The following is an 11554-nucleotide window of genomic DNA, read 5'->3' on the forward strand; positions in this document are numbered from 1 at the left end:
CCGCAGGAAGGTCGTGACCAGCGTGCCCCCACCAGTCCCCCTCGAAGTCGACCGGCACCAGCCGCAGCCACTCGGGGACGAAGGTGTCGTCCATGTCCGGGCGGCCGCGCCAGTCCTCAGAGCGATGGTGCCATGGGGGACTGACAGCGGTTTTGAAGCGCCCACGGCGGCCGCAACCGTCAATCGAGGAACCACGACGGCGATCAACCAGGTCCGCGAGAGCGGCGCCGGTTCAGGCGCAAAAAGGGGCGAAGGCCCCCGGGGCGGACACCTGCCGGGGGCCTTCGGCTCGGAAGCTCGGAAAACTCAGACTGCCTCGATCACCGGCGCCGGAGCGGCATCCGCCTCCGCGCTGTCCGCCGCGGGCTTCTGCGGGCCGCCCCGGAGCGGCACCTCCTTCACGAACAGCGAGGCGATCAGCACGACCACGGAGATCACCGCGCCCAGCAGGAAGGCCGAGTGCGTACCGGCGGACACCGCGTGCTGGTACGCCTCCCGCGCCGCCGCCGGCAGCTTCGCGAGGCTCGCCGCGTCCAGCTGGGCCGACTGCTCGGTGATCTTCGAGCCCAGCGCGCCGGCCCGCTCGGCCATGACGTCCTGGACCCGGTGGTTGAACAAGGCGCCCATGATGGCGACACCGAAGGAGGAGCCGAGCGTACGGAACAGGGTGGTGGACGAGGACGCCACGCCCATGTCCTTCATCTCCACGCTGTTCTGCGCGACCAGCATGGTGACCTGCATCAGGCAGCCCATGCCGAGACCGAGCACGGCCATGTAGATGCCGGAGGTCAGCCGGGTCGTGTCCGTGTCCATCAGCGACAGCAGGTACAGGCCCACGATCATCAGCGCGCCGCCGGCGATCGGGAAGATCTTGTAGCGGCCGCTGCCGGTGGTGACCCGGCCGGCGACCATCGAGGTCACCAGCATCGCGCCGAGCATCGGCAGGAGCAGCAGACCGGAGTTGGTCGCGGAGGCGCCCTGCACGGACTGCTGGTAGAGCGGCAGGAAGAGCGTGGCGCCGAACATCACGAAGCCGGTGATGAAGCCGATGAGGGACATCAGGGTGAAGTTGCGGCTGCGGAAGATGTGCAGCGGCACGACCGGTTCGGCGGCCTTGGTCTGCCAGAACACGAACCCGATCAGCGCGGCGACGCCGATGCCGATCAGCTCCATGATCCGCGCGGACGTCCAGGCGTACTCGGTGCCGCCCCAGGTGGTGACCAGCACGATCGAGGTGATGCCGACGGTCAGCAGGACGACGCCGAGGTAGTCGATGCCGGCCTTGGCCCGCTTCTTCGGCAGGTGCAGCACGGCGCTGACCAGCGCCAGCGCGACCACACCGAGCGGCAGGTTGATGTAGAAGGACCAGCGCCAGCCCCAGTTGTCGGTGATGGTGCCGCCGACCAGCGGGCCGCCGATCATCGCGAGCGCCATGACGCCGGCCATCATGCCCTGGTACTTGCCGCGCTCCCGCGGCGGGATCAGGTCACCGATGATCGCCATCACGCCGACCATCAGACCGCCGGCGCCGAGGCCCTGGATCGCGCGGAAGCCGATGAGCTGGCCCATGTTCTGGGCCATGCCGCTGAGCGCGGAGCCGATCAGGAAGATGACGATCGAGCTGAGGAAGGTGGCCTTGCGGCCGTACATGTCGCCGAGCTTGCCCCAGATCGGGGTGGCCGCCGCCGTCGCGAGGGTGTAGCCGGTCACGACCCACGAGAGGTGTTCCAGCCCGCCCAGCTCGCCGACGATCGTCGGCATCGCCGTACCCACGATCATGTTGTCGAGCATGGCGAGCATCATCGCGATCATGAGCGCGAGCAGCACCACGCGCACGCTCTTCGGCTGTTTCTCCTGAGGATCGGGTATCCCCTGAACCGTCACGGCCGCCTGTGTGTCCGCCATCTCTCCCACTCCCCCTGACGACTACTTACTTGCCGCCCGGCTAGTTCACTACACTGGGGAAGGTAGACCTTTCACTAGCCGGGCGTCAAGTAAGTTTTCGCCGGGGGGCGAGGAGTACGAGGATGGGCGTCACCATGGACGGCACCAAGCAGCAGCGCCGCGGCAACACCCGCCAGCGCATCCAGGACGTCGCGCTCGAACTCTTCGCCGAGCAGGGCTACGAGAAGACCTCGCTCCGCGAGATCGCCGAGCATCTCGACGTCACGAAGGCGGCCCTGTACTACCACTTCAAGACCAAGGAAGAGATCATCGTCAGCCTCTTCGAGGACCTGACGCAACCGATCCAGGACCTGATCGAGTGGGGCCGCAGCCAGCCGCACACCCTGGAGACCAAGCACGAGCTGCTGCGGCGCTACAGCCAGGCCCTGGTCGGCGCGGAACCGCTCTTCCGGTTCATGCAGGAGAACCAGGCGACGGTACGGGAGCTGCGCATCGGCGACACCTTCAAAGACCGCATGCGCGACCTCAGGGAGATCTTCATCGACCCCGAGGCACCGCTCGTGGAGCAGGTCCGCTGCGTCAGCGCGATGTTCACGCTGCACGCGGGGATGTTCGTGATGCAGGACGTGGAAGGCGACTCCGAGAAGAAGCACGAGGCCGTTCTCGAAGTCGCCATGGACCTCGTCACGCAGGCGCACCAGGGCGCCCACAAGGAGATCTAGCCAAGCCGCCCGGAGGGCCGGCTCAGACGGTCACGCCCTTGGCCTTCAGGAAGGCGACCGGGTCGATCCCGGAGCCGTAGTTCGGGGTCGTACGGATCTCGAAGTGCAGGTGCGGGCCAGTGGAGTTGCCGGTGCTGCCCGAGAGGGCGATGTGCTGGCCGGTCTTGACGATCTGACCGATCTTTATGTCGACCCGGGACAGGTGGGCGTACTGCGAGTACGTGCCGTTGCCGTGCTTGATGACGATGGCGTTGCCGTACGCGGGGCCGTCACCGGCGCCGTTGGGGCCGGCCTTGACGACGGTGCCGCCGTGCGCGGCGACGACCTCGGTGCCGGTCGGGACGGCGAAGTCCTGACCGCTGTGCTTGGCGACCCAGTGGGCGCCGGCCTGGGCGAAGCCGGCGGAGAGCGTGTACTTCTTCACCGGGTCGACCCAGGCGGTCGCCGACGGAGCGGCGGCGCTCGCGATCCCGGTCCCCAGCACGGCCGTGGCGCCTACTCCGGCAGCCAGGACGGTTACACGGGTGCGGAGCGAGGACGTACGGGAAGAACGGGACGTGAAGCGCTGGATCATCGGGACCTCGTGGGCTCGGGGACATAACCGCCACCCGGCGCTCAGGTGTTCGCCGGGCGGGCCACTCATTGGTAACCCGTCACCCCATCTCGACTCAAAGACCCCCATCTACGGCGCAAGCTAGTAGGAGGACACAAAAACGCCCACTCCTTGACAGGTCGCCCACCCTTGGCCACCAACCCCGACGACGTCGGGTTTTTACGCGGGGTTCCGGGACGAAAGTCCCTTTTGTTCTGATACGGAGTCCCACTATGTGGGTTAGTAACGGACATTTCGCCTGTGCGGCTTATCACCGGCAATCCAAACCGCCGGCCCGAGAAATGTGACGCACACCTCTAGCCACCTACCAGCCGGTAACCCTACGGTTCCCCTCGCGCCACCCTCACCACAGATCATGCCCCTGACAGTTAACCGTTCAGGCCGTGCAGCGTACGGACGTGAGAGGACCCCCACCGATGACCAACCGCCCCTGGGCGCGCCGGATTTCCGCCACCGCCGTCTCCGTGGCCGCGCTCACCGCGCTGGCCGCCCCGGCCGAGGCTGCGGACGCGACCACGAGCAGCGCCTCCGCCACGGCCGCCAAGGTCGACTACGCCACCTGGCAGAAGGACTGCCAGTCGGTCATGGACCAGGCCCTGCCGTACCTGAAGGCCCGCATCGCCGCCGCCAAGCCCGGTGAGAAGCAGGCGATCGTCTTCGACATCGACAACACCACGCTCGAGACCGACTTCGGCTTCAGCTACCCGCAGCCGGCCAACAAGCCGGTGCTGAACGTCGCCGAGTACGCCCAGGAGCACGGCGTCTCGCTGTTCTTCGTCACGGCTCGTCCGGGCATCATCTACTGGCCCACCGAGTACAACCTGGAGCACGACGGCTACGACGTCTCCGGTCTCTACGTCCGCGGCCTGTTCGACCTCTTCAAGGACGTCGCCGCCTACAAGACCGCCCAGCGCGTCGACATCGAGAACCAGGGCTACACGATCATCGCGAACGTCGGCAACAGCGCCACCGACCTGTCGGGCGGCCACGCCGAGAAGACGTTCAAACTGCCGGACTACAACGGCCAGTTGTCGTAACCCGTCCGGAATTCGCCCTTCCGGAATCGCCCTTCCGGAATTCGGCGCTCCCGCACGGGAGTCCGCGCATACGAAAAGGGGCCGGTGCTCGAAAGCACCGGCCCCTTTTCGTCGACCGTGACGCTTACGCGTCCTTGCTCAGGTTCGGCCCGGCACCGCCGGCCGCCTGCTCGACCGGCGGGACGTCGGGCAGAGCCGACTTCTCCTCACCCCGGAAGGTGAAGGTGGCGGCGTCGCCCTCGCCCTCGGTGTCCACGACCACGATGTGGCCGGGGCGCAGCTCGCCGAAGAGGATCTTCTCCGAGAGCGAGTCCTCGATCTCGCGCTGGATGGTGCGGCGCAGCGGCCGGGCTCCCAGCACGGGGTCGTACCCCTTCTTGGACAGCAGCTCCTTGGCGGACTGGGAGAGCTCGATGCCCATGTCCCGGTCCTTCAGGCGCTCGTCCACCTTGCCGATCATCAGGTCGACGATCCGCAGGATGTCCTCCTGCGTCAGCTGCGGGAAGACGACCACGTCGTCGACGCGGTTGAGGAACTCGGGGCGGAAGTGCTGCTTGAGCTCGTCCGAGACCTTGTTCTTCATGCGCTCGTAGTTCGACTTCGTGTCACCCGTGGCCGCGAAGCCCAGGTTGAAGCCCTTGGAGATGTCCCGGGTGCCGAGGTTGGTCGTCATGATGATGACCGTGTTCTTGAAGTCCACGACCCGGCCCTGGGAGTCGGTCAGGCGACCGTCCTCCAGGATCTGCAGCAGCGAGTTGAAGATGTCCGGGTGGGCCTTCTCGACCTCGTCGAAGAGGACGACGGAGAACGGCTTGCGGCGGACCTTCTCGGTCAGCTGACCGCCCTCTTCGTAGCCCACGTAGCCGGGGGGCGAACCGAAGAGACGCGAGACCGTGTGCTTCTCGCTGAACTCCGACATGTCGAGGGAGATCAGCGCGTCCTCGTCACCGAAGAGGAACTCGGCGAGCGCCTTGGACAGTTCGGTCTTACCGACACCGGACGGGCCGGCGAAGATGAACGAACCACCCGGACGCTTCGGGTCCTTCAGGCCCGCACGCGTACGACGGATCGCCTTCGACAGCGCCTTGACGGCGTCGTTCTGGCCGATGACCCGCTTGTGCAGCTCCTCCTCCATGCGGAGCAGGCGGCTGGACTCCTCCTCGGTCAGCTTGAAGACCGGGATGCCGGTGGCCGTGGCGAGGACCTCGGCGATCAGCTCGCCGTCGACCTCGGCGACGACGTCCATGTCGCCGGCCTTCCACTCCTTCTCCCGCTTGGCCTTGGCGGCCAGGAGCTGCTTCTCCTTGTCGCGCAGGGAGGCGGCCTTCTCGAAGTCCTGCGAGTCGATCGCGGACTCCTTGTCCCGGCGGACGGCGGCGATCTTCTCGTCGAACTCGCGCAGGTCCGGCGGCGCGGTCATCCGGCGGATGCGCATCCGGGAACCGGCCTCGTCGATCAGGTCGATCGCCTTGTCCGGCAGGAAGCGGTCCGAGATGTAGCGGTCGGCCAGGGTGGCGGCCTGGACCAGCGCCTCGTCGGTGATGGAGACGCGGTGGTGGGCCTCGTACCGGTCGCGCAGACCCTTGAGGATCTCGATGGTGTGCGGCAGGGACGGCTCGGCGACCTGGATGGGCTGGAAGCGGCGCTCCAGGGCCGCGTCCTTCTCCAGGTGCTTGCGGTACTCGTCCAGCGTGGTCGCGCCGATGGTCTGCAGCTCACCGCGGGCCAGCATCGGCTTCAGGATCGAAGCGGCGTCGATGGCGCCCTCGGCGGCACCCGCACCGACCAGCGTGTGCAGCTCGTCGATGAACAGGATGATGTCGCCGCGGGTGCGGATCTCCTTGAGCACCTTCTTCAGGCGCTCCTCGAAGTCACCGCGGTAGCGGGAGCCGGCGACCAGGGCGCCGAGGTCCAGCGTGTAGAGGTGCTTGTCCTTGAGCGTCTCGGGCACCTCGCCCTTGACGATGGCCTGGGCGAGGCCTTCGACGACGGCGGTCTTGCCGACACCGGGCTCACCGATCAGGACCGGGTTGTTCTTCGTACGGCGGGACAGCACCTGCATGACCCGCTCGATCTCCTTCTCGCGCCCGATGACCGGGTCGAGCTTGGACTCACGAGCAGCCTGGGTGAGGTTCCGGCCGAACTGGTCCAGGACGAGGGAGGTCGAGGGCGTGCCCTCGGCCGGGCCGCCGGCGGTGGCGGTCTCCTTGCCCTGGTAACCGGAGAGCAGCTGGATGACCTGCTGCCGCACCCGGTTGAGGTCTGCGCCCAGCTTGACCAGGACCTGGGCGGCGACGCCCTCGCCCTCGCGGATCAGGCCGAGCAGGATGTGCTCCGTGCCGATGTAGTTGTGGCCCAGCTGAAGAGCCTCGCGGAGCGACAGCTCCAGGACCTTCTTGGCACGGGGGGTGAAGGGGATGTGGCCGGACGGGGCCTGCTGGCCCTGACCGATGATCTCCTCCACCTGCTGGCGGACCGCCTCAAGCGAAATGCCGAGGCTCTCCAGGGCCTTAGCGGCGACACCTTCGCCCTCGTGGATGAGACCCAGGAGGATGTGCTCGGTGCCGATGTAGTTGTGGTTGAGCATCCGGGCTTCTTCCTGAGCCAGGACGACAACCCGCCGCGCGCGGTCGGTGAACCTCTCGAACATCGTTAATCGCTCCTCAGAGCGGTCAGGCAGTGGGGGGAACTTCCCCTCCCTGTCCTTCCGCAGCTTAGTCCCGCAAGCGGGGACCGCTCATTCCAACTGCCGACACCGTCCTTGGCCTCCTGACCCCGAACGCCGACATCTGCTCCAACCCGATGGTGCGAGACGATGTTCCCGCAGGCCAGGCAGTTACCCCACTCGCCACTACGCCGATGGCGAACGTGAGACGGCCCGTTCTGCGCGTCGCCCCCTCCCACTAGGCATGTCTTACCCGCTGGGACTGACACTCCATGCCGTGCGCACGGGTTCCCTCCGCTATGGGCGAACAACCTTGCGCCTCCCCGGACCCCCACACGCTCCCCTTTTGGGAACTCTGCGCAATCGTCAGAGCACCCAGCGTAACCTGAGGCCCGCTTTGGCTGTTGCACTTGGCATGGCTGGCTCGGTCTCCATGACCTCCACTGTCCCCCTTCCTCGCCGACCGCTCGACCGGAAGCTCTCCGATCTTCCGGAGAACCCGGACGTACGGGCCCGGTACTGGTACGAGAACGATCTGGGCTGGCCGACCGTGCCCGGACGGCCGCTGATGTTGGTCACGGGGCTGCGGTTCGACGTCCTGGACGCGCCGGCCGAGGCGGGAGCCGCGGCGCTCAGGCATCTCGCGCCGGACTCTCCGGTGGCCCTGTGGGGCGATCGGATGCGGCTGCTGCTGGCCGTCGGCAGCGCGGAGGAACTGCCGGCGCTGCTGGAGTGGCTGGAATGGGGGGCGCTGACGCTGGACCTTCGGGTCCTGGGCGCGGGCGGCCTGATGGAGGCGCCGACTCCGCCCGAGCGGGCCCGGAGCGGGGCTCAGCCGCTTCTCGACGGGCCCTGCGCCGCCGATTCCCTGCAGGGGGCCGCCGTATGGCTGCGGCCCCCCGGGCCGGGGGGCGAGGTCGAGGCCTCGCTGCCGGCGTTGCCGGCCATGGGGAGCCCGGGAGGCGCCCCCGATCTCGTACGAGTGATGGACGCGGTGGCAGCGCAGTGCCACCGGGTCCGGCTGCGGCGCGCGAGCGCCCGGCCGTTCACCTGCCGGCGAAATCAGCCGTTGGCCTTCTCGTAGGCCTCGCGAATGGACGCGGGAACACGGCCGCGGTCGTTGACCTCGAAGCCGTTGTCCTTCGCCCAGGCGCGGATCTGCGCGGTGTCCTGGCTGCCGCCGGAAGCGGCACGCGTCTTTCCGCGCCCGCCCGAGGCACGGCCACCGGTACGCCGACCACCCTTCAAGTAGGGGTCGAGAAGGCCACGCAGCTTGTCCGCATTGGCAGTCGTGAGATCGATCTCGTACGTCTTGCCGTCCAGCGCGAACGTCACAGTCTCGTCCGCCTCGCCGCCGTCGAGGTCGTCGACAAGAAGGACCTGAACCTTCTGTGCCACCGGATTTCCTTTCATCGATAACGTGAGGGCCAGGGGGTGTGCGGCGCCCGCCGTTTCGCCGCCCCTGTTATATGCAGTACTGCAGTACGTCGGAAAGCAAACCGCTTTTGCCGGAAAAACACAAACCCCTGGGAGAGACCCAGGGGCCCGTCTCGGCCCGGAAACATGCGCGTTTCGGACATAGGGCACCCGGGCAAAGACGATCACAGATGCAGAAGCATCCGGCTGTTGCCCAAGGTGTTCGGTTTCACTCGTTCGAGACCGAGGAACTCGGCGACACCCTCGTCATAGGAACGCAAGAGCTCCGCGTACACATCGGTGTCGACCGGTGTCTCCCCGATCTCCACGAAGCCGTGCTTCCCGAAGAAGTCCACTTCGAAGGTGAGACAGAAAACGCGCCGAACGCCGAGCCAGCGCGCCGTCTCCACCAACTTCTCCAGCAACTGATGGCCGACACCGGCGCCCTTGAGGCCGGGCTTCACCGCGAGAGTGCGGACTTCCGCCAGGTCTTCCCACATGACGTGCAGCGCCCCGCAGCCGACCACCTCGGCGTTGTCGTCGCGTTCCGCGACCCAGAACTCCTGGATGTCCTCGTAAAGCGTCACCGTGGCTTTGTCGAGCAGGATGCGGTCGCGGGCGTAGGCGTCGAGGAGGCGGCGCACGGCCGGAACATCGCTGGTCCGGGCCCGCCGGACGGTGATGGCTTTTGCGGTGACTTCGGGACGCTCTGCTGACATGAGCGGACGCTATCGCCCGGCGGCCTCCCCCGCCGCGCCGGGGTTCTCCACTTGCGGGGCTTGGGGGGCTTCCTGCGTTTCCGGACCCTGGACGATGCGTACGGCGTCCCTGAGGGCCTGGCGCTGTTCCTCGCTCATCATCCCGAAGAAGGCGACGAGAGCCGCGGCGGGGTTGTCGCTCTGCGACCAGGCGTCGTTCATCAGAGCGGCGGCGTAGGCGGCTCGGGTGGAGACGGCCTCATATCGATAGGCGCGCCCTTCGGCCTCACGGCGCACCCAGCCCTTCTGATGGAGATTGTCCAAAACGGTCATCACGGTGGTGTACGCGATGGACCGTTCCTGCTGCAGGTCTTCCAGGACTTCTCGAACGGTCACCGGGCGGTTCCACTTCCACACCCGCGTCATGACCGCGTCTTCGAGTTCTCCCAATGGGCGAGGCACAGCTCAGAACAATAGTGGGAGATCCCGCCAATGGCGTGCCGAACGTGCACTTAGGTTACGAAGGTGGACAAAAAGGGCGCACGACTCGGAGAGCACCGGGGTGCGAGGAGTCGTGCGCCCAGAGCCGTACGGTTCAGGCGTCGCCGGCGGCGGAGGCCTGACGTGCACTTTCCGCGCGCGCGAGGGCGGCGTCCACGGCCGCGTCCTCCTTGGCCTTGGCGGCCCCGCCCTGGGTCTTCACGATCACCCTGACCACACCGATGAAGAACACGGCCATGACGACCGGGGGCACGAGCGCGGAGACGTAGTCCATGGCTCCAGAGTAGCCAGAGGGGCCGGGGCGAAAGGGACGGGGTGGGCGAAGCGGCGCTCAGCCGGCAGCGAGCTGCCGCGACTCGGCGGGCTCGGCCGGGTCGGCGGGCGGCGTCGGCGGCTTGCGGCGGGGGAAGACCTCGCCCGGCGTGGGGATGGGGCGCTTCGGGGCGGCCGGTTCGGAGGCCGGGCGCTCGGCGGGACGTGCGGGAGGGGTCTTGCCGGGCTTCGGAGCGGGCTTCTGGGCGGGCTTGTCCGCGTCGTCGGCCTCCGCAGCCAGGGTCTCGCCCGCGCCGCCGGGAAGGGCCAGCAGGCGCGCCCTGGAGGGCGGTACGGCGGGGGCCGGGACCTTGCGGGCGCCCTGGGCGAAGCGTGCCCGTACATCCTGCTCGGCGAGCCCCTGGCAGCGGTCCAGCAGGGCGGCCGCCACAGGGTTCCCGCGCAGCGCCCGGAGTGCGACGAGATCGTCCGGCGTCGGCCGGTGCCCGGCGCCCAGCGCCTCCTCGATCAGGGTGAGGTAGCCGGCGGCGGCGCCCGGCAGGGCGGCGCGGTACCGGCCGAGGTCGGCCACCAGGAAGGCGCGCAGCCTGGCCCCCTCGCGCATCGCCTCGTCGAGCGACTCGGCGAGGCGGAAGCAGTCCTTGACGTCCTCGGTGGACGCTCGGCCGGGGTGAAGGGCGAGGGCGAGAGCACGGCGGAGCACACGCAGCTCCTCCGCGCCGAACGCCATGCCGCCGCGGGATCCGTATGGCGTGGGCATGCGGCGACGCTACCGCTAATCGGACAAAAGTGACGAATCGGAATGCTGTGTCGTCGCGTGTCGCTGCCAGGTTTCCCCCGACCGGGGTCACCCGCGCGCGTGCGGCGCAAAGACCGGGCACCCGGCGCCCGCGAAGGCCGGCGCCCGCCACGGGCGCCGGTGCCTCACATCCGGGACACGTTCCGCTCGTACACCAGGCGCAGGCCGATCAGGGTCAGCCACGGCTGGTGCTCGTCGATCACCGAGGACTCGCCCAGCACCACCGGCGCGAGGCCGCCCGTGGCGATCACCGTCACGTCGTCGGGGTCGTCGGCCAGCTCCCGGGCCATCCGGCCCACCACGCCGTCGACCTGCCCGGCGAAGCCGTACACGACGCCCGACTGCATGGCCTCGACGGTGTTCTTGCCGATCACGTTCCTGGGCCGGGCCACCTCGATCTTCCGCAGCTGCGCGGCCCTGATCCCGAGGGCCTCCACCGAGATCTCGATGCCGGGGGCGATGACCCCGCCGACGTACTCCCCGCGCGCGGAGATCGCGTCGAAGGTGGTCGCCGTGCCGAAGTCGACGACGATCGCCGGGCCGCCGTACAGCTCGTTCGCCGCGACCGCGTTGATGATGCGGTCGGCGCCGACCTCCTTGGGGTTGTCGAACTGGATCGGCACGCCCGTCTTCACGCCCGGCTCGACCAGCACCGCGGGCACGTCGCCGTAGTAGCGCCGGGTGACCTCGCGCAGCTCGTGCAGCACCGACGGCACGGTCGCGCAGATCGCGATGCCGTCGATGCCGTCGCCCAGCTCCTCACCGAGCAGCGGGTGCATGCCCATCAGGCCCTGCAGCAGCACCGCCAGCTCGTCCGCCGTGCGGCGCGCGTCCGTGGAGATGCGCCAGTGCTCGACGATGTCCTCGCCGTCGAACAGGCCGAGCACGGTGTGCGTGTTACCGACGTCGATCGTGAGCAGCATGG

Annotated in this window: 12 protein-coding genes; 3 read left to right on the forward strand and 9 right to left on the reverse strand. The window is 68.2% G+C overall.

Going from position 1 to position 11554, the window contains the following annotated elements; all coding sequences use genetic code 11:
• Nucleotides 1-306 precede the first annotated feature (306 nt).
• Complete coding sequence (locus ACFY3C_RS40025) at nt 307-1905, reverse strand: MDR family MFS transporter (protein WP_390774349.1); 1599 nt, start codon at nt 1903-1905, stop codon at nt 307-309.
• Nucleotides 1906-2027: 122 nt separating this feature from the next.
• Between ACFY3C_RS40025 and ACFY3C_RS40030 the strand changes: the two genes are divergently transcribed.
• Complete coding sequence (locus ACFY3C_RS40030) at nt 2028-2627, forward strand: TetR/AcrR family transcriptional regulator (protein WP_386579576.1); 600 nt, start codon at nt 2028-2030, stop codon at nt 2625-2627.
• Nucleotides 2628-2649: 22 nt separating this feature from the next.
• Here the strand turns inward: ACFY3C_RS40030 and ACFY3C_RS40035 are convergent, their stop codons facing one another.
• On the reverse strand, nt 2650-3201 hold the full coding sequence (locus ACFY3C_RS40035) for a M23 family metallopeptidase (protein ID WP_386579574.1): 552 nt from the start codon (nt 3199-3201) through the stop codon (nt 2650-2652).
• A 455-nt stretch (nt 3202-3656) separates the two neighbouring features.
• On the opposite strand from ACFY3C_RS40035, the gene ACFY3C_RS40040 reads away from it, so the two are divergent.
• On the forward strand, nt 3657-4277 hold the full coding sequence (locus ACFY3C_RS40040) for an HAD family acid phosphatase (RefSeq protein ID WP_386579572.1): 621 nt from the start codon (nt 3657-3659) through the stop codon (nt 4275-4277).
• A gap of 124 nt (nt 4278-4401) precedes the next feature.
• On the opposite strand, the gene ACFY3C_RS40045 is transcribed toward ACFY3C_RS40040, so the two are convergent.
• Nucleotides 4402-6927, reverse strand: a complete 2526-nt coding sequence (locus tag ACFY3C_RS40045) for an ATP-dependent Clp protease ATP-binding subunit (RefSeq protein WP_386579570.1) — start codon at nt 6925-6927, stop codon at nt 4402-4404.
• A gap of 448 nt (nt 6928-7375) precedes the next feature.
• On the opposite strand from ACFY3C_RS40045, the gene ACFY3C_RS40050 reads away from it, so the two are divergent.
• Nucleotides 7376-8026 (forward strand): SCO3374 family protein, encoded by a 651-nt coding sequence (locus ACFY3C_RS40050; RefSeq protein WP_390774350.1) that lies wholly within the window; start codon nt 7376-7378, stop codon nt 8024-8026.
• Here the strand turns inward: ACFY3C_RS40050 and ACFY3C_RS40055 are convergent.
• The 6 genes from ACFY3C_RS40055 to ACFY3C_RS40080 form a co-directional block, all read right to left on the reverse strand.
• Nucleotides 8005-8340: an Lsr2 family protein gene (locus tag ACFY3C_RS40055; RefSeq protein WP_386579568.1), complete on the reverse strand. Its 336-nt coding sequence runs from the start codon at nt 8338-8340 to the stop codon at nt 8005-8007. The two genes, ACFY3C_RS40050 and ACFY3C_RS40055, sit on opposite strands and share 22 nt — an antisense overlap.
• Nucleotides 8341-8543: 203 nt before the next feature.
• Nucleotides 8544-9077 (reverse strand): amino-acid N-acetyltransferase, encoded by a 534-nt coding sequence (locus ACFY3C_RS40060; protein WP_386579566.1) that lies wholly within the window; start codon nt 9075-9077, stop codon nt 8544-8546.
• Nucleotides 9078-9086: 9 nt separating this feature from the next.
• Entirely contained in the window at nt 9087-9482 is a 396-nt protein-coding gene (locus ACFY3C_RS40065) for a BlaI/MecI/CopY family transcriptional regulator (protein WP_386579565.1), read from the reverse strand.
• A 169-nt stretch (nt 9483-9651) separates the two neighbouring features.
• Nucleotides 9652-9831: a hypothetical protein gene (locus ACFY3C_RS40070; protein ID WP_351216009.1), complete on the reverse strand. Its 180-nt coding sequence runs from the start codon at nt 9829-9831 to the stop codon at nt 9652-9654.
• A gap of 57 nt (nt 9832-9888) precedes the next feature.
• Entirely contained in the window at nt 9889-10560 is a 672-nt protein-coding gene (locus ACFY3C_RS40075; protein ID WP_390774431.1) for a hypothetical protein, read from the reverse strand.
• A gap of 194 nt (nt 10561-10754) precedes the next feature.
• On the reverse strand, nt 10755-11552 hold the full coding sequence (locus ACFY3C_RS40080; RefSeq protein ID WP_145885761.1) for a type III pantothenate kinase: 798 nt from the start codon (nt 11550-11552) through the stop codon (nt 10755-10757).
• Nucleotides 11553-11554: the final 2 nt, after the last annotated feature.

The organism is Streptomyces sp. NPDC001410 (genome assembly GCF_042895235.1).
Taxonomy (GTDB): domain Bacteria; phylum Actinomycetota; class Actinomycetes; order Streptomycetales; family Streptomycetaceae; genus Streptomyces.